The following is a 25,266-nucleotide window of genomic DNA, read 5'->3' as shown; positions in this document are numbered from 1 at the left end:
AGGCACGTCTGCCGGATGCTGGCTCGATCAGGCGTCGACGGACGCTGTGGCCTTGTTGCCACTGTTGATCAGCGGTCCGTAGCGCCGGCTGAACTCCTGGTTGTAGGGCACGTGGTTCTTGTTGACCCCGCTGTCCCAGTTGACCGACCAGGTCATCAGGCCCTTGATCGACACGCCCTTGGCGTAAAGGCGCTTGAACGCGTTGGTCACCGCCGTCGGGTTGATCACATAGCCGGTGGCGGCCGCGTCGACGTTGGCCGGCAGGCCGATGACGAACTTGTCGGCCGGGATCCGGGTGAAGCCGCGGGTGCCACTGACCAGGCTCTCGGTCAGGTAGAACAGGAAGTCCTCCTTCATGGCATCGTTGTTCTGCGCGATCCAGGCGCCGTTGCCATTGTTGGCCTCCTGCACCCAGAGCCCGTCGCCCCCCTGGTTGTAGAACTGCGGGGCGATGAAATCGTAGTACCCCTCCAGTGCCTTGAGGTAGTCGACGTAGCGCCCCGTGCTGGTCAGGTAGGGGAACTCCGGTGCCATGCTGATGATGAAATGCTTGCCCTCGGCGGCGTAGTGATCCTTCACCAGTTTCAGCGCGGCAGGCAGGACCGTCTTGTTGGCGGCGAAATCGATCGCGCTCTGTTCAAGGTCGATGTCCAGCCCGTCGAAACCGTAGGTTTCCACCAGGCGAATGATTTCATTGGCCAGCGGTTGTTCATGGCCCGGGTTCAGGGCGATATGCGCATCGGCGCCGCCCAGGGACATCAGCACCGCCCTGCCCTGGCTGTTGAGCACGCCCACCTGGCGCCGGAACTCGGCATCGGACAGGTTGTACGGCTTGAAGGTCGGTATGCCGCTGCCCTTCATGAAGGCCACCGCCACCACGTTGTAGTCGCGTGGTACCTCCTCCAGGCTCATGTTGGCGAACTGCCCGCGCTGGTAACCATCCGCCGGGCCGGCCGGCCAGTTGTGCCAGTAGCCCATGAGGATCTTCTTGCCCGCCAGGCTGGGCATCCGCGATGCAGCGTCATCCTGCGCTGCCTTGAGTTGGGTAAAGTCAATCGTTGCCATGTTCCAATCCTTCAGAACGTGTGTAGATCCCGCGGACTTACTGGAAGTCGACGTCGAATGCCTGGTAGAAGGCGTTGCCGGTATTGGCGACGATCCACATCAGCACGATCACGTGACGGCCCTTCTTGTTGGCCGGCAGCTTCACTTCGTGATCGACCTTGGCCTTCAGCTCGCCGGCGTGGCTGTAGTACGGCACCTGCGGGTAGAAGTCCTCGGCGAACGGCTTGTCTTCCAATTGCGCACGGGTGATGCGTTGTTTCGGGTCCCAGCCGTCCTTGGTGATCAGCCAGCGATAGCCGCGGGTGGTATGCGGCGCGGTGTAGCGCCAGGTCACCTTGAACACTTGCCCGGCATCGACATTGATCAGCGGCCAGGTGAAGGCGCGGTTGAGCTTCTTGCCCATCTCCTCGTCGGTGAAGTTGACGCAGTCACGGGCGTCGGTCTTGCCACCGCTGAGGATGTAGCCATCGGCGGGCGGCGCGACGCTCGGATTGTCCGACTGGAACGGCGCGGGGAACGGACCGGCGGCCAGGGCCGGGAAGTTCTTGCCGCCTTCCATTTCATCGACCTGCCAGCCGCTCAGCACGCCGAGGTCGATGGCGACGGCGCCACGCGAGGCTGGGGTGGTGACACGACCGTGACGAAGCGGGTTCTGGTTTTCTGGTTGGTTCATCGTTGTAACTCCATGTGGTTTGAGAACTCTCCCTTTCCGAAGGAGAGGCCTTCAAACTAACGGAGCTGGATTTATTGTCCACGCAGCCATTTTTGCTCCTGGCGTGCTCAGGCATTGGAATCACCAATGAATACTGGACAAATATACAGTATCGCCTGAATTATCCTACTCACCATGAAGCAAAACACCTACACGCCAGCGCGACGTCTGCCAGTGCCCGAGCCTGTCAGCCAATGAAGTACTGCCGGCGTTTGGAGCGGTAGTTCGACGGGTCCAGGTGCGCGGGCAGCCACTGCCCGGCCGTCTCCTTCAGATAATTGCCCTGGCTGCCGGGCCGGTCCTGGTACCTGGCCGCCAGGTAGCGGGCGTAGTGATGGTCGAACAGGCGCATGAACTCGCCGTAATAGATATCCGCCACCCGGGTGTCGCCGTGGATCACCAGCATGTTCTCGTCGTTCTTCACCTGGGAGGCGCTGCTGAAGTTCGCCGAGCCCGTCACCACCGTGGGCTGCTCGCCCAAGGGATCGACCAGCATGTACTTGGTGTGGATGTAATCGTTGCTGTTGAGCGGGTTGTCGCGTTCCTTCAGCGCGTTGCTCAGCGTGTTGTCCTCGCTCAGGTAGCTACCGGCAGCGAAGATCACGTCACCGTCGGTACCGATGTTCTCCGTCGCCTTCAGCGGATCGTCCTTGATCACGTAGCGCAGCACATCGTTCTGTGCCTGGAACACCGCCTGGAATTCGGCGGCGATCTCGAAGGCAGCGGTGAAGCACACCAATTGACTGGCCGCGCTGGCCAGGTTGGCGTACCACTGCAAGGTCTTGCGCGCCTGGGGCTCCTCGTTATCTTCGCGCGGGCTGAACACGGGATAGGTGCCCGGCTGCAACGGCAATGCCGGCAGCGGGCTGGCCTGGGCATTGGGCGTGCGCAACTTGCCTGGCGTCAGGTTGCGTTGCAGGCGTGTCCAGTAATCAAGGTATTGCCGGGCGATTTCGGGGTCGTGGACGACGTGCCCCACGTTCGAATGGCCGAAGATCCCACCGGCCGAGATATTGGTCGAGCCGGTCCAGACACTGACCGGCTGGCCATGCTCGAGCAGCACGATGAACTTGTTGTGGCGGATACCTTCGCTGACCGTGCGCGGATGAGCGTGGGCGGCCAGGCCGGCCTGGGCGATGGTGGCCTGGTTCTCGGCCTTGTACTTGCTGGCCGCGTCATAGACCACCTGCACGTCGCCTTCTTGCGCGGCATCGCTTAGCGCCTGGGCGACCGGCAGGTAGTGAAATTCATAGAACGCCGCGCGCAACCCCATGCCCGGCCTGGCACCGCGTTCGATGAAGGCAAGCAGGGCTTCGTACAAGCCTCGCGAAAGCCACCTCATCGGCTTGGATTGCGGCGCTTCGGGGTCGGGAGCGACGTTGTCGAACTCCCGGGCATAGGCCTGGGAGCCGATCACGCCACGGTTGAAGTGCACGTCGTGGCGCACGCCCGTGCCTGGCGCCGTCGTGCTTTCGCAGCGCACACGCACGGCAACACCCAGGGCCTCATCCACACGCAGGTTCTTCGGCTCGCCGAACACCGGTTGCACCGCGTACTCGTAGTCGCCTTCGGCAGTGGCGGTGTAGTCCGCCCACAGGAAACTCTGGATGGGGTGCTCGCTGGTCGGCACCCGCGTGCCCGGGGGCAGCCCCTTGTCCTTGTCTGCGAAGCGTTTCAAGCCACGCAGGTAATAGCGGGTACGCACCTGGCCGGCCGCGTCGAACTGCTTGCGCTGCACGGCAAAGCCCAGCAGGTTCTGCTCGGCGACCAGCGTCGCAAGGTTCGGTGGCGTGACGAAGTCCCAGGCCAGCACCACGACATGGGTACCGGTGATGGCGCGTACGCGCAGGTAGTCGCCCGTGGCGGATGCTCGCATGGGAGGCACTCCTTGCAGGAAGGTTACTGGTAGGGTGTGCGGACCTTGATCTGCTGGTTGTCGGGGGTCCCGCCGGCCGGGCACGGCATTGGGCCGAGCTGTTTGTCCAGGCAGACCCAGAGCTCTTTCAGGCGGTTGCCCGAACCCACCGATACCCGCAGGCTCTGCACAGGCAGCGCCGGGTTATGGGCCAGGAACGCCTGCTTGATGTCGCTCACCTTGGCGTCCACCAATTGGTTGGGACCTGCTTCGCTGCCGAGCATTTCCTGCAGGGAGGGCCGCTGCAGCGAGTCGTAGACCCGCTGTATATCGGCAAAGTAGCGCTCCGGCGATGACCAGCCGCAGGTACCGTGGGCTTGCCATTCGTTCTGCATCAGGTCCGGCCCGGGCATCATGCACAGGTGCTGCCTGACCAAGGGCGCCGGCAGCGAACCGACAGTCTGGCAGTTGCGCGGATGGTCCTGGTTGGACCTGGCGTAGCCATTCTGCGGCCACAGGCCGTGCACCACCCATTCGAAACGATTGCCCGAGAAGCACTGGAAGGCATGCTTTTCGCGTTGCGCCTTGGGCTTGTTGCGCTGGGCTTCACAATGCTCCGGCGACCAGGACAGCACCAGGGCCAGGTAATCGGTGGGCAGGTCCTTGTTGACGTAATCCACGGGGCGGGCCGGCGCAGGCTCGACCTTGTCGGGCAACGCGCAGATTTGCTCGGCGAAGGTGGACGAGGCGGCGGCTGCCAGGCAGCCAAAGAGCAGCGCTTTCAGGCAGGTTGCAGATTGTGGCGTCCATTGCATGATGACCTCCTTGTCGGGTTCGACAGGCTCCGTGCCTGTCGCTCGGTTAAACCCGTCATGTGATGGTGTAGCGCGAATATGACGATTCGTCAGGGGCGGTTTGCTGTATCGTTCACCCCTGAGGCAGCACCCAGCGTCAATGAAGTGGAATAACATGAACCGTCGTAAAAAGATCAACCAGCTGTTGAAAGCCCACGCCAAGAAGGCCAGTGCCAAGTTGGCGCCGAAAAACAGGAACCCCTACATCTCCAAGGCCGACCGGTTGAAACTGGCGGCCGAGGCCGACCAGCAGGCCGTGGCAGAGGGTGGCGTGCCCGCGCAATCCTGATTGACGGCAGGCCGCTCACAGAAACTGCGGCGTCGCGAGGCAAACCCGCTTACAGGGGCATTATGGTGCTTGGCCCGGCAAACGCCCGCACCAACTGGTCGATCACCGCGCGCACCCGCGCCGTGTGGCGCAAGTCCTGGTGGGTGACCATCCACACCTCGTAGGGCTGGCTGCGCGTACGCTGCGGCCAGACCCGCCGCAAGCCGTCACGCTGCCCCAGCTCCACCGGGATCTCCCCCAGGCCCAGGCCTTCGGCGATGCCGCGGCGCAGCATCATGCTGGCGTTGGCCGCCATCACCACCCGCCCTTCGCCCATGGGCACGTCCACCAGGGTCGGTTCGGCGCGGTCGCGCCAATACGGCTCGTACACCACCAGGTCGTGGCCGGCAAAGCTGCCCTCCTCCGGCACGCCCCGCCGCACCAGGTAATCCGCCGAGGCGAACAGGCCCATCTGCCAGCTGGCCAGCTTGCGCAGCACCAGGTCGGGGCTGTCCGGGCGCTGGTTGCGGATGGCGATGTCGGTTTCGCGTTGCGACAGGTTGACGATCTCCGAGCTGCCGCTGAGCACCGCGCGCACCTCGGGATGGGTCTCGTGCACCTGCCGCAGTGCCGGGATGACGAACTCCAGGGCCAGGGAGTCGGTGGTGGCGATGCGCACCTCGCCGGCCTCCTCGTTGTCCGCGCCTCGGGTTCGGCGAGCCAGTTCCAGGGCCGCCTGTTCCATCTTCTGCGCCATTTCCACGGCCACTTCACCGATGGCGGTCAACTGGTAGCCGGCCGGGGTGCGCAGGAACAGGGTCGAGCCCAGATCCGCCTCCAGTGCCGCCACCCGCCGGCCCACCGTGGCCTGGTCGACCCGCAGCACCCGGGCGGCGCGGCGCAGGGTCTGTTCGCGGCTCAAGGCCAGCAGCATGCGGGCATCATCCCAGTTCATTGGTCCACTCCTGATTCAGCGCAGTCACTGCCGGCTGAAGAAAATCTGCAAAGGTGCGTCGCAAAATCGCCGCGCGACCGGGCAGCCCGGGTTGCATACCCTGTGACGCAACGGGCCGGCACGGCCTTTCTTCAGAATGACAGAGGTCTTCATGCGTCACATCATCCCCAACCAAATGAGCGCCATCGACATCACCCGGCCAGGCGGCCCCGAGGTCCTGCAGGTCGCCAGCCATGCCACGCCCCAGCCAGGCCCGCGCGAGGTGCTGGTGCAGGTGCATGCCGCCGGCGTCAACGGCCCCGACCTGCTGCAGCGCAAGGGCCTGTACGATCCACCCGCCGGCGCGCCGGCCATCCCAGGCCTGGAGATCGCCGGCAAGGTGGTGGCCATCGGCGAGCAGGTCCGTCACTTTGCCCTCGGCGATGCCGTGATCGCCCTGGTCCAGGGCGGTGGTTATGCCGAGTACGCCGTGGCCGACGAACGCACCACCGCGCACCTGCCGGAAAACCTGTCGATGGTCGAGGGCGCGGCGCTGCCGGAAACCTTCATGACCGTGTGGGTCAACCTGTTCCAGCGCGGCGGCTTCAAGGCCGGTGAGAGCGTGCTGATCCATGGTGGCGCGTCGGGCATCGGCACGACCGCGACGCAGTTGGCCCGGGCCTTCGGCGCGGCGAAGATCTTCACCACGGTCAATGGCGCCGGGCAACAGGCCGCAAGCCTGGAACTGGGCGCCGACGTGGCCATCGACTACACCCGCGAGGACTTCGTCGAGCAAGTCATGGCGCACACCGACGGCAAGGGCGTGGATGTGATCGTCGATATCATCGCCGGCGACTACGTGGCGCGGAACTTCAGGGCCGCCGCCATGGACGGGCGCATCGTGCAGATCGGCGTGGTCAAGGGCCCGGCCACCGAGGTCGACCTGTTCCCGCTGCTGACCAAGCGCCTGACCCATATCGGCTCGACCCTGCGCGCGCGCAGCGCCGACGACAAGGCGGCGATCCTCGGCGAGCTGCAGGCCAAGGCCTGGCCCCATGTACGCAGCGGCGCGGTCAAGCCGCTGATCCACACCACCTTCCCGCTGGCCGCGGCCAGCCAGGCCCATGAATTGATGGAGTCGGGCCGGCATATCGGCAAGGTGGTGCTGAACGTCGCGCACAAGGGCTGAGTCAGTCTGGGCGTCGACCGCCTGGCCATCGCCGAACCAGTCCCCTTCCATCCAATGGATACGCTCGACCACCTCGTCCCGCGCAGCGCTGGCGCTGAACAGCACGAAGCGGTCATAGCCCAGCGGCCGGGCGACATTGCGTACGGCCGACTGGATATCCGCCAGGTCGGTGGCCTGCGCGATCCGCTGGACGGCCTGCACCACCTGATCGAACGGCAGGTCCCTCATCCGCCGTTGACTGCCTTGAGCAACGCCGAGGCGGCCAGCTTGCCCAGGGCATTGCCGGCCAACGGACTGTCGCCGGTGAGCAGCTTGCGGTCCTGATGGACGGCACCAGAGATACCCTCGTTGATGATCTCGACGCCCTGGGCCTGCAGGCGTTCGCCGAACTTCCAGGTCAGGTGGCCGGGCATGTAGCCGATGTCCGGGGTCTTGGCATCCAGATCGTCAGGGAAGGCGCAGATCCTGTAGCCGTCGTAGAGCTTGCCGCCGGCCAGCAGCGCCGCCGGGCCGTGGCACAGGGTGATGACGAACTTGTCGTGGTCCGCCGCCCATTTCAGCACTCGCCCGAGCTCCTCGCTTTCCGGCAGGCCGATCAGCGCGCCGTGGCCGCCCGGGATGAACACCCCGATATAGTCCGAGTCCTCACCCAGGGCCTGTTCCAGCACATCGGCGAGCTTGCGCGGCTGCTTGAACGCTGGCTTGTACCGATCGAACAGGCCCAGCACCTCGGTGTCCTCGCCGGGCATGGCCCAGTACTCGAACTTGACCGGGTTGCCCGACAAGGTCGCGACGTCGAAGGTAAAACCGGCCTTGTCCAGGTGGTACATCGGCAGCAGCGTTTCCACCGGGTGGTTGCCGGTGGAGAACAGCGTGCCGTTGTCGGTGAGCAGGTAGCGCTCGTCGGAGCCGATCAGCAGGACCTTCCAGCGTCCGCCACGGTAGGCGTCGGGATAGTAGGCGCCGCTGAGGTCGGACTTGCGCGAGGTGAACTGGCTGAGGGAATACGGCGAAGGGAAGAAGGCGTTGTCCTCGGCCGGGTCGGGGGTTGGGCGTTTGTCGTCGTTGGGGCTGGTCATGGTTGTGCTCCTGTGCCTGGGGTAGGTAACCGGATCCATGCTAGGAGGCCGCCGGATGAGCGGCAATGAGGGTTTTCCCTCAATGGCTACCCGTGGCATCGGTACAACGGCCCTCGCGGTCCCTACAGCACATCACCCGATCCTCCGGGGCTGCAGAGCAGAGAATGAGGTTGCAAGCATCATCAGCGTGGGAGCGGGCTTGCCCCGCGATGCGGTGTATGGCACCGGCTGCGCCGGTGATCGCGGGGCCAGCCCGCTCCCACGCTATCCGTGCCAAACCAGTGCATCACGTTGTGTTCGAAGCGGGGCCACCAATGGACCCAGAGCAGTCTAGTCGAGCGCGGCAGGCGTATCGACGTCGCGCACTATCCCGCCATCGTCCAGTTCCAACACGACAACGCGATCGGCATGCCGCCGCAGCACCGAGCGCGCCCCTTCATCACCAGCCAACAGCGTCAGCTCGGTCCAGTAATCCCGGCCGAACACCACCGGGTGGCCGTTCTGCCCCTGATGACGCGGCAGCACGATGACCGAGGGCGCCGCCGAGGCGAGCAGACGACGGAAGGTCGCCGCCCCGATCCATGGCATGTCCCCGAGCAGGATCGCCACCGCCTGCGCCTCGCTGTCACCCAGCGACGCCGCGCCAGCCGCCAGGCTATGACCCATGCCCAGACCTGCCTCGGGGCTGTGGACGACCCGGCAGGCCGGCGGCAACCCAAGGTCCTCGGCCCGCTCGCCAGCGCGCAGCACCACGCGCACCTCGTCGAACGCCGCCAGGGCGCGCTCCACGCTGTGCTGCAACAAGCTGCGCCCATCGGCCATCAAGGCCCGGCGCTTGTCCGCGCCGAAGCGCGCGCCCTGCCCGGCCGCCAGCACCAGGGCGACGACCTTCACAAGGCCTCGCGGGCGATACCGCTGCGGGTCCGCAGGATATCGGCGAGCACCGCCAGGGCGATCTCCGCCGGCGTCTTGCTGCCCAGGTTCAGGCCAATCGGCGCATGGATGCGCGCCATATCGGCATCACCGAGCTCGCCGATGCGGCGCAGGCGCTCACGACGCTTGGCCGACGTGGCCTGTGAGCCCATCACACCGATGTAGAACGCTTCGGTACGCACCGCTTCGAGCATGGCCAGGTCATCGATCTTGGGGTCGTGGGTGAGCGCCACCACCGCGGTGTCGCGATGGCAGCCGCCGTTGGCGATGAACAGCGAGGGCAGTTCCCGACGGATTTCTATCCCGTCCAGCGCCACGTTGTCCATCACCTCGTCGCGAGGGTCGCACAGCACCACCTCGAAGCCCAGGCCCTTGCCGAATTCGGCGCAGAAATGCGCGACGCTCGAATACCCCGCCAGCAACAGGCGCTGGGCGGCGCCGATGCGCAGGCGCACGCAATGCTCGCCACGCTCCACCCGTGGCCCCTGGCCGAGGTCATCGCTCAGCCGCCGCTCACCGCTGCGCAGGTCGACCTCGCGCAACAGCCGCCGACGCCCGAGCAAGGCACTCTCCACCTCGGCAAGATGCGCCTGGGTGGAGCAGTCGCCGGGCAGGTTCTCCACCAGCACGTCGAGAATGCCGCCGCACGGCAGGCGGATGTTGCCGCGGGTGTCGCTGCCGTCGCCATAGCGCACCACGGCAACTGCCGAGGCGAACTCGCCAGCGGACACCCGCTCGAGGAAGTCATCCTCGACACAGCCACCCGACAGCGATCCCACCCAGTGCCCACCCTCGCTCACCGCCAGCAGCGAACCCGGCGCGCGCGGCGCCGAGCCATAGGTGCACAGCACACTGCACAGCCACACGCGCAGGCCGTCGCGCGACCATTGCGCCGCCTGGCGCACCACCTGCAGGTCGAGATGTTGCACGGGTCAGTCCGCCTTCAGCTGGGCCAGCTGCTGGGTGGTCAGGTCGCCTGGCAGGCCGCCCCAGGCTTCGCGCAGGTAGTTGACCATGTCGGTCAGCTGCTGGTCGTCGAGCTTGTCGGCAAAGCCCGGCATCGGCTGCATGCGCTCGAAGCCGGTGAACTGCTGTTCGCGGATGCCGTCGACGATGGCCTTGACCAGGTTGCGCGAGTCGGCCTGGCGCAGCACGGTGTTGCCCTGCATGGCCACGGCAATGTGCGGCTTGCCCTCGCCATCGCCGCCGTGGCAGCCGGCGCAGACATTGAGGTACTGCTGGCGGCCACGCTTGGCGCTCTCGCCCAGGGTTTCGTGGGCCACCGCCTGCACCACCTTGGCCGCCGGCGGCTGGTCGCCGAGCAGGTAGGTGGCCATGGCCGAAAGGTCGCTGTCTTCAAGGTGCTGGGTGCTGTGGTGCACCACCGGGTACATCTCGTTGAACATGCTGCCCTGGGCGCTGATACCGTGCTTGAGGAAGGTTGCCAGGTCGGCCTGGTTCCAGCCGCGGTCGGCCAGGTCCTGGGCCAGCAGGCTCGGCGCCAGGTAGCCCAGCAGCAGGCCGCCGGTCAGGCGTTTGTCCTGCTGCAGTGCGCCGATGGGGTTGCGCGGGGTGTGGCACTCGCCGCAATGGCCGAGCACCTCGACCATGTACTGGCCGCGCTTCCACGCCTCGCTGTTGCCCTTGCCCTCCTCCAGTTGCACGCTCTTGCCGTACAGCAGGTTCCAGCCCATCAGGCCGGTGCGCACGTTGAACGGGAAGCTCAGGCTGGTTTCCGGCGCCGGCCGGTTGATTGGCGCCACGCTCATCAGGTAGGCGTGGATCGCATCGGAATCCTCGCGCTTGATCAGGTGGTACGAGGTGTAGGGCATGGCCGGATAGAGGTTGGCGCCGTCCTTGCGCTTGCCCTCGGTGAGGGCGGCGAAGAACTCGTCACTGCTGTAGTTGCCGATGCCGTGCTGCTTGTCCGGGGTGATGTTGGTGCCGTAGATGGTGCCGAACGGCGAATGGATCGGCAGACCGCCGGCGTATGGCGCGCCGCCTTCGGCGGTGTGGCAGGCCATGCAGTCGGCGGCGCGGGCGAGGTATTCGCCGCGCTTGATCAATGCCTCGTCGGCCGCCTGGACGTTGCAGGCGACCAGCGCGCCAATGGCCAGGGCCAGGCTGCTCAGAACTCGCGTCATGCTCAACCCTCCTTGACCAGGCCGAGGTCGCCCAGCACGTCGCGGGTCGCCTCGTAGTAGCGCACATAGCCGGTGCAGCGGCACACATGATGGCCGAGGCTGGCTTCGATGGCCTGCTCCAGCTCGCTTTTTTTCAGCGGCTTGCGCTGGGCCTTCTCCACCAGCACCGTGGCGGCGTTGACGAAGCCCGGGGCGCAGTAGCTGCACTGGAAGGCGAAGCGGTCGACGAACTTCTGCTGGATCGGGTTCAACTCGGTGGGGTTGCCCGCTTCGTCGCGTTTGGCGTGGCCTTCGATGGTGCGCACTTGCTTGCCCTCGAAATAGTGCGCGCCGGTGATGCAGGTGCGCACTTCCTCGCTGGTGCCGTCGGGGTTGTCGACGATCACCACGCAGGCATGGCAGATGCCCTGCCCACAGCCCAGGCGCGAGCCTGTGAGGTTCTGGTATTCGTGCAGGTAGTCGATCATCGCCAGGTCATCGGGGACCACTTCGGTGACGACAGGTTGACCGTTGAGGGTCAGTTGCAGCTTGCGGTCAGCCATTGAGGGCCTCCTTGACGCGGGCGGGGGTGATGGGCAGGTCGCGGACACGCTTGCCGATGGCATGGGCCACGGCGTTGCCGATGGCGCCGACCACCGGGATCATCACCACCTCGGCGATGCCCTTGGACGGGTCGGTCGGCGACAGCGGCGGCAGGATCTCGGACGTCTGCTTCCACACCGCCACATGCCGGGCCATCGGCAGGCGGTAACGGTTGAAGTTCCAGTCGCCCTCACCCGGGCCACCCTCGTACAGCGGCATCTCTTCCAGCAGCGCATGGCCGATACCCATGGCGATACCGCCTTCGAGCTGGCCCTTGACCAGCTCGGGCACCAACACCCGTCCACACTCGACCCAGCTGTGGTGGTTGAGCACGCTGACCTCGCCGCTGCCCTTGTTCACCTTGACCTCGACGATGGTCGCCACCGGGCTGTAGTAGGTGACCATGGCGTTGTTCAGCTGGGTGGCCGGGTACTCGACATTCTGCCGGTCGAGCAGGTGGAAGCCGGCGCTGTTCATCTGCGCCTTCTTCGCGTTCAGCGCACCGTCACCGTACTTCACCGCCAGGGCATCGAGCGGCAGGCGCTCGCGCACGCCGTCGATGACGAAGTCGGCCTCGGCCCAGCTCCAGCGGTTGAAGCCATGCACGCTGACGCCGGTGATCAGGCCCATCTCGTGGGCCTTCTTCGCAAGCTCCGCGAACGGGATCGGCTCCAGGCCGTTGCCAGTCAGCGCACCGTTGACCCACACCGCGTTCTCCCGGCGCACCACCAACGGGTTGGCCTGGCCGCCGAACGGGCCCTGGCTCCACAAGGCCATGGCCGCCGGCCACAGGCCGTGGTTGAACAGCACCCGGGCCGCCTCGCGGGTGGCGTGGCTGAAGTAGAACGCCGAGTTGGTCGCCGACGACGGCGAAGCCAGCTTGGCGACCCAGCGCGGGTTGCGCAGCGCGGCGTCCTGCTCGGCCTGGCTGATCAGGTAGGGGTTGCCGCTGGTGCTCAGCTGCAGCTCAGGCCATTCGGTCTGGGCGGTCTGCACGTGATCGGCGACGCGGCCGAGGAAGTCGCTGACCACCAGGGCCTGGGAGGTCGACATGCCGGTGCCCAGCTCGGTGCCGATATGGCGCAAAGTAATCTGGCCATCGGCAGTGAACTCGACCGCCGCCATCGGCGCTTCGGCGCCGGTTCCGAAGTCCTTCTGGGTGATGGCGAAGCCCACGCCGTACCAGTTGTCGTGGTCCTTGGCGTCTTCGGCCTGCTTGCGCGCATGGCGGTTCTTCCACCAGTCGTGTTCCGCGGCCTTGTCGAGGATCTCGTGCAGGCGCAGGGCACCGGCGGGCACCGCGCCCTGGGTGTTCTTCATGCCCGACTTGAGCGCGTTCTTGCGGCGCAGCTCGATGGCATCCACGCCCAGGCGATCGGCGATCTCGTCGACCATCATCTCGGTGGCGGCCATGCTCTGCAGGGTGCCGTAGCCGCGCATGGAGCCGGCCTCGACGCCGCGCGAGTGGTAGGCGGTGACCGACAGGTCGTTCTGCGGCATGTAGTAGATCGACTGCGCGGCGGTGGCGCCTACTGAAGCCACCGACGGGCTGTAGTTGATGCGCCCGCCGCCGTCGACGGTCATGTCGGCGCGGAAGATCTTGAAGCTCATGTCTTTCTTGTCGACGGCCAGCTGGTAGCGGATGTCGAACGGGTGGCGCTTGATGCCGCTCTGGAACTGCTCGTAGCGGTCGTTGGCCAGGCGGATCGGCACGCCCGCGCCGTACAGGGCGGCGACGGCGGCGTAGAACACGAAGATGTTGTTGTCCTTGGAGCCGTAGCCGACGGTGTAGCCCGGGTGCATGTTCAGGTGCTTCAGGCCGAAACGCGACGGCTTGATCATGTGCACGCATTCCTGCGCCACTTCGAACGGGCATTGGGTGGCGACGACGAAATGCAGGGTGCCGGTGGCCGGGTCGAACCAGCCGTTGCCGTTGTCCGGCTCGAGGGCTGCGGGCTCGATCGACGGGGTCTTGTAGCGCTCGTCGAACAGCAGCCAGTCTTGCGGCGGCTGCTTGAGCTGCTCGTCGATACGCTGGGCGTAGAACATCCCCTGCTCGGTGAGGGTGCCATGCTGCTTGGGCTCGGCGGTCCATACCGGCTTGCGCGCCAGGATGGTGGGGAACAGCATGGTGTTCTTCAGGCTCGAGTATTCGTCCTCGTCGAACGGCGTCTTGCCGGCCACGCGCACGAAACGGAAGCTGCCGTAAGGATCGCGCTGGTACAGCGGGGCCTGGGCGCCGTAGCGGATCGCCTGGTCGTTGAACTGCAGCTTGAGCTTGGCCTTGCGGAAGCGCTCGAAGTCGTTCCAGATCAGGATCGCCACCGGGTGGCCGATGAACATCGGTACCTGGCCGGGCGGCAGCAATGGGTCTGGCGAGTGGGCCTCGGGCCAGGCGATGCCGTCCTTCTTCAGGTCATCGGCGCTGACGACGCGGTCCGGCTGCAGCTCGGCGCCCAGCAGTGACAGGTCGTAGCCCGCGTAGATGCGGTCGGCCTTGGTCGCCTTGAGCAGCATGGCGTGGCCTTGCTGCTGTGGCCAGCCAGGCATGTCCTTGGCACGGATGTCGCGGGCGAACACCTTGTTGCCGCAGACCTTGGACAGCGCGTCGTTTCGCGAAAGCGCCTTGCCGTCGTGGTTCATCCACTTCTGCGGCGAGGTGGTGACCTTGCTCTCCATCAGGGCGGCGAACGCCTGGCTGCCGAGCGGCGCCATGGTCACGCCGACACCGGCGATCAGCCCGCCTTGCAGGAACGAACGCCGGGAAATATCACGGTTGGACATGGTTGATCCTCTGGGCAGCTCTTGGGTTGCCCATGCTTTTTCTGGTGCTTGAGAAACTGAAAGGGCGCGCACGATCACAAAAACTGACTACGAAGTCAAGTTAACGATCGTAGGGTGCCTCTGCAAGTCAAGCAGACAACTTGTCGCGGGGCGCCGCGAAGGGTCAATTCGGCAAACGATAGCGCTCGGCGAAGTACTGGCGGAAGAACTCCACCGCCACCCGCACCTTGGCCGAACCTGCCAACGGCGCCGTATACACCGCCCAGATATCCGCCGCCTGCTGGTACTCGGGCAGCACCTGCACCAGGCGCCCGTCGGCGATGCTGTCATGCACGTCCCACCAGGAGCGCAGCAGGATCCCTCGCCCGTCCAGGCACCACTGGTGCGCCACCTCGCCGTGGTTGCTGGAAAGCCCGCCGGTGACGCGCACGCTTTCCTCGCCCTGGGGGCCTTCCAGGTGCCACAGGCCGAACGGGTGATCGCGCTCCTTGATCACCAGGCAGTCATGGCTGGCCAGGTCGGCCAGCACCCGCGGCGTGCCATGCGCGGCCAGGTAGCCGGGGGCGGCGCACAGCACCCGACGGTTGCGTGCCAGGGGCTTGGCGATCAGGTGCGGGGCGATGACGTTGCCGACGCGGATGTCCAGGTCCACCCCTTCGGCGATCAGGTCCACCAGGCGGTCATGCACATCCAGGCGGATGTCCAGCCCAGGGTAGCGCGCCGCCAGCTCCGACAGCGCCGGCGCCACGAAGCGCCGCCCCAGCCCCAGGCTGCTGGCGATGCGCAGCTGCCCCGCCGGCTCGCGCTGGCCGGCGTTGAGGTCGTCGTCCATGCGCCGCAGGGTCTCGAAGATCTGCTGCGCCCACTGGTACACGCGCTCGCCCTCCTCGCTCACCGTCACCCGCCGGGTGGTGCGGTGCAGCAGGCGTACGCCGAGGCTTTCCTCCAGCAGGCGAATACGCTTGCTGATGAATGCCGCCGACATGCCGCGTTCGTCCGCCACCGCGGCGAAGCTGGCGCGGCGCGCCACCTGCAGGAAGATGTCGAGGTCATCCAGGTTCGGCAGATTATTCACGCTTCGTGCACCAAGAATTGATGGATTGCCGGATTATCTCCGAAGCACAGCCTTATAGCATGGCCTGCATCTTCCCTGGACACGAGATGCGCCCCATGACCAAGACCTTCAAGATTGCCGCCATCCCCGGTGACGGCATCGGCAACGAAGTCCTCCCCGAAGGCCTGCGCGTGGTCGAGGCCGCCGCCCGCAAGCACGGCCTGGACCTGCAGTTCGAGTTCTTCGAATGGGCCAGCTGCGATTACTACCTGGCCCATGGCAAGATGATGCCCGACGACTGGTTCGACCAGCTCAAGGGCTTCGACGCCCTGTACTTCGGCGCCGTCGGCTGGCCCGACAAGGTCCCGGACCACATCTCGCTGTGGGGCTCCCTGCTCAAGTTCCGCCGCGACTTCGACCAGTACGTGAACATCCGCCCGGTGCGCCTGTTCCCCGGCGTGCCCTGCCCGCTGGCGAACAAGCAGCCCGGCGACATCGACTTCGTGGTGATCCGCGAGAACACCGAGGGCGAATACTCCTCCCTGGGCGGGCGCATGTTCGAAGGCACCGACAACGAGTTCGTGCTGCAGGAGTCGGTGTTCACCCGTCGCGGCGTGGACCGCATCCTCAAGTACGCCTTCGACGTGGCGCAGACCCGCGAGCGCAAGCACGTGACCTCGGCGACCAAGTCCAACGGCATGGCCGTGAGCATGCCCTACTGGGACGAGCGCACCGCCGCCATGGCCGCCCACTACCCCGAGATCAGCTGGGACAAGCAGCACATCGACATCCTCTGCGCCCGTTTCGTGCTGCAGCCGGAGCGTTTCGACGTGGTGGTGGCCTCCAACCTGTTCGGCGACATCCTCTCCGACCTCGGCCCGGCGTGCGCCGGCACCATCGGCATCGCGCCGTCGGCCAACCTCAACCCCGAGCGCAAGTTCCCCTCGCTGTTCGAGCCGGTGCATGGCTCGGCGCCGGACATCTACGGCAAGAACATCGCCAACCCGATCGCGATGATCTGGTCCGGTGCGCTGATGCTCGAGTTCCTCGGCCAGGAAAACAACGATGCCCGCTACCAGGCGGCCCACGACGACATCCTCAAGGCCATCGAGACGGTGATCGCCAACGGCGACACCACCCGTGACATGGGCGGCAGCCGTTCGACCCAGGAAGTGGGCAAGGCCATTGCCGAGCTGCTTGGCGCCTGATTCGGCATCAGGTTATCGCGGGGCCGATGCGACTTGCCCCGCGATATCGCCAGCCCAGCCCAATCATCCGGATTGTCCGACGATCCTATTGCCACCCACTTCGATTCAATGCAGAATCTGTCAACCAAAAGATACTTGTTATCTATTAGTTAACAGAAAGGAAACACAGAACCTCGATACGGACTTCCCAACGCCTGACGCCTACTACAAAAAAAATGCTCCAGGAGACAATTGATGTCCCCCAATAACAAAAAGATCGACGTGTTCCTGATCGCCGTGAGCCTGTTGGCCGTGCTGCTCACCGTGATCGGCCTTGCCGCCTTCCCTGCCCAGGCCGAAAGCCTGGCCAACCAGCTGTTCGAAGTGGCCACCCGCACCTTCGGCACCAGCGTCCAGGTACTGGTGTTCGGCAGTTCCCTGGCTGTGCTGTATCTGGCCTTCAGCAAATACGGCAACATCCGCCTGGGTGCCGGCAAACCCGAGTATTCCACCACCACCTGGGTGTTCATGTTCATCTGCGCCGGCATGGGTTCCTCGACCCTGTACTGGGGCGTGATGGAATGGGCCTACTACTACCAGACCCCAGGCCTGAACATCGCGCCGATGTCGGCCAAGGCCCTGGAATACAGTGTCAGCTACTCGTTCTTCCATTGGGGCATCAGCGCCTGGTCGATCTACGCCCTGGCCTCGCTGGCCATGGCCTATCACTTCCATGTGCGCAAGAAGAGCGGCCTCAACCTGGCCTCGATCATCGAGGCAGTCACCGGTTTCAAGGCCACCGGCCCGGTCGGCCGCGCCGTCGACCTGATCTTCCTGCTGACCATGATGGGCGCGCTGACCGTGTCGCTGGCGCTCACCGCCTCGACCCTGACCCGCGGCCTTGCCGACCTGGCCGGCACCCCCAACACCTTCACCGTGCAGTTGCTGGTGATCGGCGCGGTGGCGCTGCTGTTCTCGCTGAGCTCGTACATCGGCATCGACGGCGGCCTGCAGCGCCTGTCGAAGATGGTCTGCATCGGCGCCCTGGTGTTCGCCGCCATCGTCCTGCTGGTCGGGCCGACCCAGTTCACCCTGAACAACACCGCCAATTCCATCGGCCTGATGCTGCAGCACTACGTGCAGATGAGCCTGTTCACCGACCCCGCCGGCGACGGCGCCTTCACCCGCAACTGGACGGTGTTCTACTGGCTGTGGTGGGTGTCCTACGCCCCGGGCGTGGCGATGTTCGTCGCCCGCGTGTCCCGTGGCCGACTGATCAAGGAAGTGGTGTTCGCCCTGCTGCTGGGCGGCAGCTTCGGTTGCTGGTTCTTCTTCGGCGCGCTGGAAAGCTACAGCATGCACCAGTTCATCAACGGCCAGATCGACGTACCCAAGCTGCTCGGCACGCTGGGCGGCGAAGCCGCGGTGACCGACCTGTTGCTGGCCCTGCCCTGGGGCACGCTGTTCCTCGCCGCGTACCTGTTCATCATGGCGGTGTTCTGCGCCTCGCACATGGACGCCGCCGCCTACGCCGTGGCCGCCACCAGCACCCGCAACCTGCGCGAAGGTGAAGACCCAAGCCCCACCCTGCGCCTGTTCTGGTGCGTGGTGCTGACCCTGGTGCCACTGGCCATGCTCTTCGCCAAGGCCTCGCTGTCGACCATGAAGACCGCCGTGGTGCTCACCGCGATCCCGTTCATGCTGATCCTGCTGGTGAAGATCTACGGGTTCTTCAAGTGGCTGGCGGCCGACTACGGCCAGGTGCCGGCCTACCGCATCGAGGAAGAGGCCACCCGCCTGGCGGGTGAGGAACCGCAGCCGCAGGCGCCGCGTAGCGCTGCCGTAGTGCACTGAAATACAACCTGGGAGCGGGCTTGCCCGCCCCCGTTCTGGCAAATTTTTTTGCCCAGTTTGTTAACCAACAGATACGCGTTAACCAATAAGAACCGAGATAGAGCCATGAACGATTTCAAACGCCTGCCCGCCGACTTCTGCGCCAACCCCGAGGAGGCCTTCACCCTCCCGGCCAAGTTCTACACCCAGGCCGCCGTCTTCGAACACGAGAAGGAAGCGATCTTCGCCCGCAGCTGGATCTGCGTCGGCCACCGCAGCGAAGTCGCCGAGAAGAACGCCTACATCACCCGCCAGGTGATCGGCGAGAGCATCATCGTCGTGCGTGGCCGCGACGACGTGCTGCGGGCCTTCTACAACGTCTGCCCGCACCGTGGCCACCAACTGCTCGAGGGCAGCGGCAAGGCCAAGAACGTGATCACCTGCCCGTACCACGCCTGGACCTTCAAGCTCGACGGCGAGCTGGCCCATGCGCGCAACTGCGAGAACGTGGCCAACTTCGACAAGGACAATTCCACCCTGGTGCAGCTGCGCGTGGAGGAATACGCCGGCTTCATCTTCATCAACATGGACAACGACGCAGGCTCCGTCGAAGACCAGCTGCCGGGCATGCAGAAGCGCATGCGCGAAGCCTGCGCGGTGATCGACGACCTGCACCTGGCCGCGCGCTTCGTCAGCGACACTCCGGCCAACTGGAAATCCATCGTCGACAACTACCTGGAGTGCTACCACTGCGCCCCGGCCCACCCCGGCTTTTCCGATTCGGTGGATGTCGGCCAGTACAGCCACAGCCTGCACGGCAACTGGACCCTGCAATACGGCCTGGCCAAGCCCTCGGAGCAGTCGTTCACCTTCGACGAGTCGGTGCAAGACCCGTCCTTCGCCGGCTTCTGGGCCTGGCCGTGCACCATGTTCAACGTACCGCCAGGTGCCAACTTCATGACCGTGATCTACGAGTTCCCGGTCGATGCAGAGACCACCCTGCAGCACTACGACATCTACTTCCTCAACAAGGAACTCAGCGAAGAGCAGCACAAGCTGATCGACTGGTACCGCGAGGTGTTCCGCCCCGAGGACCTGCGCCTGGTGGAGAGCGTGCAGAAAGGCCTGAAGTCCCGCGGTTACCGTGGCCAGGGCCGGATCATGGTCGACGCCCAGCGCAGCGGCGTCAGCGAGCACGGCATCGCCCACTTCCACAACCTGATCGCGGTCGCCCACCTGGACGACTGAACACACGCCAGCTCCCCGCCCCGCGCCAGGGCCTGGCGCGGGGCTTTGTTGTCGAGGTACGCCATGGCCAAGCAATACGAGATGTTCAAGGTGCGCGTGACCGGTGTGGAACAGGCCACGCCGCAGATCAAGCGCTTCACCCTGGCCCGCGCCGACGGCGCCCCCCTGCCCGCCTTCAGCGGCGGCAGCCACGTGATCGTGCAGATGCAGTCGCCCTGCGGCAGCCAGTTCAGCAATGCCTACTCGCTGATGAGCGACCCGCGTCAATTGCACAGCTACCAGATCGGCGTGCGGCTCGAGGAGCAGTCCAAGGGCGGTTCGGCGTTCATGCACAACCAGGTCGCGGTGGGCAGCGAGCTGGCCATCTCCACCCCCAACAACCTGTTCGCCCTGGACGCCGATGCCGGGCGCCATGTGCTGATCGCCGGCGGCATCGGCATTACCCCGTTCCTGGCGCAGTTGCACGAGCTGGAAGGTGGCGCCACTCCCTACGAGCTGCACTACGCCTTCCGCGCCCCGGAACACGGCGCCTTCCAGGGCGACCTGGAACAAGGCCCGCATGCTGGCAACACGCGGTTCTACATCGACAGCCTGGACCGCAAGCTCGACCTCGCCGCGCTGTGCGCGGGCCTGGCCGATGACGCCCACCTCTATGTGTGCGGGCCCAAGCCGCTGATCGACGCGGTGATCGCCACCGCCGCCGCCGCTGGCATCGCCGAATCGCGGGTGCACTGGGAACAGTTCGCCGCCGCCGCGCCGGCCACAGGTTCGGCCTTCACCGTGGTGCTGGCCCGCTCGGGCACCGAACTGCAAGTCGAGGAAGGCATGACCATCCTCCAGGCCATCGAGAAGTCCAAGGCCGCGAAGGTCGAGTGCCTGTGCCGCGAAGGCGTGTGCGGCACCTGCGAGACGGCGATCCTCGAAGGCGAGGCCGAGCATTTCGACCAATACCTCAGCGACGAGGAAAAGGCCGCGCAGCAGAGCATGATGCTGTGCGTGTCGCGGGCGCGCTCGGCGCGGTTGGTGCTGGATCTCTGAAGTCAGATCGCGTCCCAACGGGGCGAACGATGCCATCGCGGCTCAGGCCCGCTCCAGGAATAGCGCATGAGCTGGAGCGAGCGTGCCGCGATGACGTCGGGCGCCTCGATGTAAATGCAGGCCAGTGGATTGAAAAATTGTTATGAGATAACATTTTACTTTCACTGTTTGCGACTTTTTTCAATGGCCAGCCCCCGACTCCCCCAACGCCTGCAAAGCATCGACGCCCTGCGCGGCCTGGTGATCCTGTTCATGCTGCTTGACCACGTGCGCGAAACCTTCTTCCTGCATCGCCAGGTCAGCGACCCGATGACCATCGACGCCACCGAACCCAGCCTGTTCGCCAGCCGCACCCTGGCGCACCTGTGCGCGCCGGTGTTCGTGCTGCTTACCGGGCTATCGGCCTGGCTGTATGGAGAGAAGCACCAGGGCCGTGGCGATGTCTCGGTGTTCCTGTTCAAACGCGGTGTGTTCCTGGTGGTGCTGGAATTCACCCTGGTCAACTTCGCCTGGACCTTCCAGTTGCCTCCGAGCGTGATCTACCTGCAGGTGATCTGGGCCATCGGCCTGAGCATGCTCGCCCTGTCGCTGCTGGTGTGGCTGCCGCGTCCGGCGCTACTCGCCCTCGGCGCGCTGATCGTCGCCGGTCACAACCTGCTCGATGGCCTGCATTTCGGGCCGGAATCGGCGCTGCATGTGCCATGGGCGATCCTGCATGAGCGCAGTTGGCTGGAGGTGGGCGAACATCTGCGCTTGCGCACGTCCTACCCGCTGTTGCCGTGGATCGGCGTGATCGCCCTGGGTTATGGCCTCGGGCCGTGGTTTGCCCGGGGCAGCGACGCCGGCAAGCGCCAGCAGCGTCTGCTATGGGTCGGCGCGGGCCTGCTGCTGGGGTTCGTCGCGCTGCGCCTGCTCAATGGCTACGGCGAAGCCCCCTGGAGCCTCTACGCCCGCGTCGGGCAGACGCTGATGAGCTTCTTCAATATCACCAAATACCCACCGTCGCTGCTGTTCCTGGCCCTGACCCTTGGCGTCGGCCTGCTCCTGCTGCGCGGCTTCGAGCGTGCCGGCGACGCCCGCTGGGTCGGCCCGCTTGCGGTGTTTGGCGCAGCGCCGATGTTCTTCTACCTGCTGCACCTGTATGCGCTCAAGCTGCTGTACGTGGCCTGCGTGGCGCTGTTCGGCCTGAACCAGGGCCGCTATTTCGGTTTCGATGGCATCGGGCCGGTATGGCTGACCGCCGTGCTGCTGCCACTTGTCCTGTACCTGCCGGTGCGCTGGTTCGCCCGGCTGAAAGCGCGCCGGCGCGATATCGCCTGGCTCAAGTACCTGTAAAAGCGTTTTCACCCGACAGCCCGATGGTCTACCATGCCGCCCGCCGGTTTCCACACGGAATCAAAAGGGAATCCCGGGCTCGCCACTGGCGATCCAAAGGGAACTGCCCCCGCAACTGTAGGTGCCGAGCCTGCGCCATCGATGCCACTGGGTCTGCCGACCCGGGAAGGCTGGCGCCGGCCTGGACGCACCAGTCAGGAGACCTGCCGGCACGCATTCACCAACCGGCGGGGTGTCCGGGATGGTCATCCGCCCTGGCCGCGTGCTTGCGCAGGCTGTCGGGCGATGCCTGTCCGTGGGCCATTCCGTGCACCACCCAGGAGATCGCCCCACCATGCCGCACCGCCTCGCCGCCCTCCTCGCCGGCCTGTCCCTGTCGGGCCTGGCCCACGCCAGCGCCACCCAGTACCCGCTGACCGTCGACAACTGCGGCATGCCGCAGACCTTCACCCAGGCCCCGCAACGGGCGGTGACCGTCGGCCAGGCCGGCACCGAGCTGCTCTATGCCCTGGGCCTCGGTGAGCGGCTGGCGGGCACCTCGCTGTGGTTCAACAACGTGCTGCCGGAATTCAAGACGCAGAACGACAAGGTCCCGCGTCTGGCCGACAACGAACCGAGCTTCGAGGTGGTGGTCGGCAAACGTCCGCAACTGGTGACGGCGCAGTTCGAGTGGATGATCGGCGCCCAGGGCGCGGTAGGCACCCGCGAGCAGTTCCAGGAGCTGGGCATCCCCACCTACCTGCTGCCCTCGGACTGCGAGGGCAAGGACAACCTGGTGGGCGCCGACGGCACCCGCCTGCAGCCGTTCAAGGTGCAGAGCATCTACAAGAGCGTCAGCCAGCTGGCCGAGATCTTCGACGTGCAGGAGCGTGGCGCGCGCCTGAATGCCGAGCTCCAGGGCCAGCTGGAACAGGCCAGGCAGCGCCTGGCCGGCCAGGACCTGGCGCACACCAGTGCGCTGTTCTGGTTCTCCAGCGCCGACCTCAAGACCGACCCCTATGTCGCCGGCCGCCAGGGCGTGGCCGACTACATGCTGCAGACCCTTGGCGTGCGCAACGTGGTCGAGTCCAGCGAAGAATGGCCTACCGTGGGCTGGGAGACCCTGGTCAAAGCCAACCCCACCTGGCTGATCGTCGCGCGCATGGACCGCCGCCGCTACCCGGCCGACGACTACCAGAAAAAACTCGACTTCCTGCGCAGCGACCCGGTCACGCGCAATATGGACGCGGTCAAGCACGGCCGCATCATCGTCCTCGATGCCGACGCCATGCAGGCCGGCATACGCCTGTTCCGCGGCCTGGACGTGCTGTCCAGCGCCTTCGCCAGCGGTAAAGCACCCCAGCCATGAGCCGCCTGCTGCCCATCAGCCTCTTTGCCTTGCTCGCCCTGTGCCTGGCCATGCTTGCCGGGATTGCCATCGGCGAGACCCGAGTCGGCGCCGAGGCGATCTGGCAGGTGCTGGCCAACCAGCTGTGGCAGGCCGGCCATTCCGTCGACCCGATCGACGCCGGCATTGTCTGGAACTACCGCCTGCCGCGCACCTTGGTCGCCGCCGCTTGTGGCGCGGGGCTGGCGACCTGCGGGGTGATCCTCCAGGCGCTGCTGCGCAACCCGCTGGCCGAGCCGTACCTGCTGGGCCTGTCGGCCGGTGCCTCGACCGGTGCGGTGGCGGTGGGACTGTTCGGTCTGGGCGGCGCGGTGCTGTCGCTGTCGGCCGGCGCCTTCATCGGCGCGCTGGCGGCGTTCGCCCTGGTGCTGCTGCTGTCGCGCGCCAGTGGCAGCCGCCATGACAACGCCCAGGTGATCCTCGCCGGCATCGCCGGCTCGCAGTTGTTCAACGCCCTCACCGCCTTCCTCATCACCAAGTCGGCCACCGCCGAGCAGGCCCGCGGCATCCTGTTCTGGCTGTTGGGCAACCTCAGCGGCGTGCGCTGGCCGTCGGTGTGGCTGGCGGTGCCGGTCGCCCTGTTCGGCATCGCGATATGCCTGTGGCAGCGCCGGGCACTGGACGCCTTTACCTTCGGCGCCGACTCGGCGGCCTCGCTGGGCGTACCGGTGCGCCGTACACAGCTGCTGCTGATCAGTTGCGCGGCGCTGGTCACAGCGGTGATGGTGTCCATCGTCGGCGCCATCGGCTTCGTCGGCCTGGTCATCCCCCATGCCCTGCGCCTGCTGCTCGGCCCCGGGCACAGCCGCCTGCTGCCGGCCAGCGCCCTGGGCGGTGCGCTGTTCCTGATCATCGCCGACATCCTCTCGCGCACCCTGATCACCGGCCAGGTGATCCCGGTGGGCGTGGTCACGGCCTTGATCGGCGCACCGGTGTTCGCGCTGATCCTGATCAGCCGCCGGGGGCGCCCATGAGCGTGATGACCACCATCGCCGACGCGCCGCTCACCTGCCAAGGGCTTAGCCTGCGCCTGGGCGGACGCGACGTGCTGCACGGAGTCGACCTGAGCGTGATGCCCGGCGAAACCCTCGGCGTGGTCGGCCCCAACGGCTCGGGCAAGTCCACCCTGCTCAAGCTGCTCGCCGGCCTGCGCACGCCCAGCAGTGGCAGCGTGCGCCTGCTCGGCGAAGCGCTGGAGCGCATGCCGCGCCGGCATATCGCCCAGCGCCTGGCCCTGGTCGAGCAACAGGCCGACACCCTGGACGCCATCAGCGTGTACGACGCCGTCGCCCTGGGCCGCACACCCTGGCTCTCGGCCCTGGCACCGTTCGGCAACGATGACCGCGCCATCGTCGAACAGGCGCTGGCCGACGCCGACGCCAGCCACCTGCGCCGGCGGCTATGGGGCGAACTGTCTGGCGGCGAGCGCCAGCGCGTGCATATCGCCCGGGCCCTGGCGCAACGGCCGCAGGTGCTGTTGCTGGACGAGCCGACCAACCATCTCGATATCCAGCACCAGCTCGGCTTGCTGCGCCAGGTGCAGGCACTGCCGGTGACGACGCTGGTGGCGCTGCATGATCTCAACCAGGCATTGACTTGCGATCGGCTGGCCGTGCTGGACCAAGGGCGATTGGTTGCCTTGGGGAAGCCTGAAGTGGTGCTGACGCCGGAGCGGTTATTGGAGACGTTTGGGGTGCGGGGGCATTATCTGGTTGATCCCTATGATGGGGCGCGGGTCCTGCGGTTTCGTGCTTCTTGAACAGGCCTGTGCATACCTATTGCTAC

Annotated in this window: 21 protein-coding genes, 1 pseudogene and 1 riboswitch; of the genes and pseudogenes, 10 read left to right on the top strand and 12 right to left on the bottom strand. The window is 65.9% G+C overall.

Features of this window, described 5'->3' with window-relative positions:
• Positions 1-57 precede the first annotated feature (57 nt).
• From DFS21_RS10650 to DFS21_RS10635, 4 genes and pseudogenes are all read right to left on the bottom strand, one after another.
• Positions 58-1,065 (bottom strand): annotated as a pseudogene (locus DFS21_RS10650) (chitinase); the annotation flags it as partial.
• A 37-nt stretch (positions 1,066-1,102) separates the two neighbouring features.
• Positions 1,103-1,738: a lytic polysaccharide monooxygenase auxiliary activity family 9 protein gene (locus DFS21_RS10645; protein WP_046855967.1), complete on the bottom strand. Its 636-nt coding sequence runs from the start codon at positions 1,736-1,738 to the stop codon at positions 1,103-1,105.
• A 226-nt stretch (positions 1,739-1,964) separates the two neighbouring features.
• Entirely contained in the window at positions 1,965-3,653 is a 1,689-nt protein-coding gene (locus tag DFS21_RS10640; RefSeq protein ID WP_111532276.1) for a phospholipase D-like domain-containing protein, read from the bottom strand.
• Between the two features lie 23 nt (positions 3,654-3,676).
• Entirely contained in the window at positions 3,677-4,447 is a 771-nt protein-coding gene (locus DFS21_RS10635) for a ribonuclease (protein WP_110702307.1), read from the bottom strand.
• A 154-nt stretch (positions 4,448-4,601) separates the two neighbouring features.
• On the opposite strand from DFS21_RS10635, the gene DFS21_RS10630 reads away from it, so the two are divergent.
• Positions 4,602-4,775 carry a DUF2986 domain-containing protein gene (locus DFS21_RS10630; protein ID WP_110702309.1) on the top strand — a complete coding sequence of 58 codons (174 nt, stop codon included), beginning with the start codon at positions 4,602-4,604 and terminating at the stop codon, positions 4,773-4,775.
• Between the two features lie 49 nt (positions 4,776-4,824).
• Here DFS21_RS10630 and DFS21_RS10625 read toward each other — a convergent pair whose 3' ends face one another.
• The gene (locus tag DFS21_RS10625; protein WP_110702311.1) at positions 4,825-5,709 is read right to left on the bottom strand and encodes a LysR family transcriptional regulator; all 885 of its coding nucleotides are present in this window, start codon (positions 5,707-5,709) and stop codon (positions 4,825-4,827) included.
• Positions 5,710-5,884: 175 nt separating this feature from the next.
• Between DFS21_RS10625 and DFS21_RS10620 the strand changes: the two genes are divergently transcribed.
• Positions 5,885-6,877, top strand: coding sequence for an NAD(P)H-quinone oxidoreductase (locus tag DFS21_RS10620; RefSeq protein ID WP_110702339.1), 993 nt, complete (start codon positions 5,885-5,887; stop codon positions 6,875-6,877).
• Between the two features lie 224 nt (positions 6,878-7,101).
• On the opposite strand, the gene hchA is transcribed toward DFS21_RS10620, so the two are convergent.
• The 7 genes from hchA to DFS21_RS10580 form a co-directional block, all read right to left on the bottom strand.
• Positions 7,102-7,956 (bottom strand): glyoxalase III HchA, encoded by an 855-nt coding sequence (hchA, locus tag DFS21_RS10610; RefSeq protein WP_111532275.1) that lies wholly within the window; start codon positions 7,954-7,956, stop codon positions 7,102-7,104.
• 330 nt (positions 7,957-8,286) lie between these two features.
• Positions 8,287-8,850 carry an NTP transferase domain-containing protein gene (locus tag DFS21_RS10605; protein ID WP_111532274.1) on the bottom strand — a complete coding sequence of 188 codons (564 nt, stop codon included), beginning with the start codon at positions 8,848-8,850 and terminating at the stop codon, positions 8,287-8,289.
• Positions 8,847-9,818, bottom strand: coding sequence for an XdhC family protein (locus DFS21_RS10600; RefSeq protein WP_111532273.1), 972 nt, complete (start codon positions 9,816-9,818; stop codon positions 8,847-8,849). Before DFS21_RS10600 ends, DFS21_RS10605 begins: the two co-directional genes overlap by 4 nt.
• 3 nt (positions 9,819-9,821) lie before the next feature.
• Positions 9,822-11,033 carry a cytochrome c gene (locus DFS21_RS10595; protein WP_038705916.1) on the bottom strand — a complete coding sequence of 404 codons (1,212 nt, stop codon included), beginning with the start codon at positions 11,031-11,033 and terminating at the stop codon, positions 9,822-9,824.
• A 2-nt stretch (positions 11,034-11,035) separates the two neighbouring features.
• Positions 11,036-11,575: a (2Fe-2S)-binding protein gene (locus DFS21_RS10590; protein WP_102684029.1), complete on the bottom strand. Its 540-nt coding sequence runs from the start codon at positions 11,573-11,575 to the stop codon at positions 11,036-11,038.
• A complete protein-coding gene (locus DFS21_RS10585) occupies positions 11,568-14,399 on the bottom strand; it encodes a xanthine dehydrogenase family protein molybdopterin-binding subunit (RefSeq protein WP_111532272.1) in 2,832 nt (943 codons plus the stop codon). The genes DFS21_RS10590 and DFS21_RS10585 overlap by 8 nt, the downstream gene beginning before the upstream one ends.
• Before the next feature lie 163 nt (positions 14,400-14,562).
• Positions 14,563-15,474, bottom strand: coding sequence for a LysR substrate-binding domain-containing protein (locus DFS21_RS10580; protein ID WP_111532271.1), 912 nt, complete (start codon positions 15,472-15,474; stop codon positions 14,563-14,565).
• A gap of 95 nt (positions 15,475-15,569) precedes the next feature.
• On the opposite strand from DFS21_RS10580, the gene DFS21_RS10575 reads away from it, so the two are divergent.
• The 8 genes from DFS21_RS10575 to DFS21_RS10540 all read left to right on the top strand — a co-directional run bounded on the left by DFS21_RS10575 (position 15,570) and on the right by DFS21_RS10540 (position 25,240).
• Positions 15,570-16,661 carry a tartrate dehydrogenase gene (locus tag DFS21_RS10575; protein WP_038705913.1) on the top strand — a complete coding sequence of 364 codons (1,092 nt, stop codon included), beginning with the start codon at positions 15,570-15,572 and terminating at the stop codon, positions 16,659-16,661.
• A gap of 234 nt (positions 16,662-16,895) precedes the next feature.
• Positions 16,896-18,494 (top strand): BCCT family transporter, encoded by a 1,599-nt coding sequence (locus tag DFS21_RS10570; protein ID WP_102684032.1) that lies wholly within the window; start codon positions 16,896-16,898, stop codon positions 18,492-18,494.
• Positions 18,495-18,599: 105 nt separating this feature from the next.
• Positions 18,600-19,721, top strand: coding sequence for an aromatic ring-hydroxylating dioxygenase subunit alpha (locus tag DFS21_RS10565; RefSeq protein ID WP_111532270.1), 1,122 nt, complete (start codon positions 18,600-18,602; stop codon positions 19,719-19,721).
• Between the two features lie 63 nt (positions 19,722-19,784).
• Entirely contained in the window at positions 19,785-20,759 is a 975-nt protein-coding gene (locus DFS21_RS10560; protein ID WP_110702327.1) for a PDR/VanB family oxidoreductase, read from the top strand.
• A gap of 183 nt (positions 20,760-20,942) precedes the next feature.
• Complete coding sequence (locus DFS21_RS10555; protein ID WP_111532269.1) at positions 20,943-22,094, top strand: DUF1624 domain-containing protein; 1,152 nt, start codon at positions 20,943-20,945, stop codon at positions 22,092-22,094.
• Positions 22,095-22,121: 27 nt separating this feature from the next.
• Positions 22,122-22,320: riboswitch (cobalamin riboswitch) on the top strand.
• Positions 22,321-22,428: 108 nt separating this feature from the next.
• Complete coding sequence (locus DFS21_RS10550) at positions 22,429-23,442, top strand: ABC transporter substrate-binding protein (RefSeq protein WP_111532268.1); 1,014 nt, start codon at positions 22,429-22,431, stop codon at positions 23,440-23,442.
• Positions 23,439-24,455, top strand: a complete 1,017-nt coding sequence (locus DFS21_RS10545; RefSeq protein ID WP_111532267.1) for an iron ABC transporter permease — start codon at positions 23,439-23,441, stop codon at positions 24,453-24,455. Before DFS21_RS10550 ends, DFS21_RS10545 begins: the two co-directional genes overlap by 4 nt.
• The gene (locus DFS21_RS10540) at positions 24,452-25,240 is read left to right on the top strand and encodes an ABC transporter ATP-binding protein (RefSeq protein WP_111532266.1); all 789 of its coding nucleotides are present in this window, start codon (positions 24,452-24,454) and stop codon (positions 25,238-25,240) included. The genes DFS21_RS10545 and DFS21_RS10540 overlap by 4 nt, the downstream gene beginning before the upstream one ends.
• Positions 25,241-25,266 lie beyond the last annotated feature (26 nt).

Origin of the sequence: Pseudomonas sp. 2848 (assembly GCF_003253945.1) — a bacterium.
GTDB lineage: Bacteria > Pseudomonadota > Gammaproteobacteria > Pseudomonadales > Pseudomonadaceae > Aquipseudomonas.
This window is presented reverse-complemented; position numbering and strand designations above follow the sequence as displayed.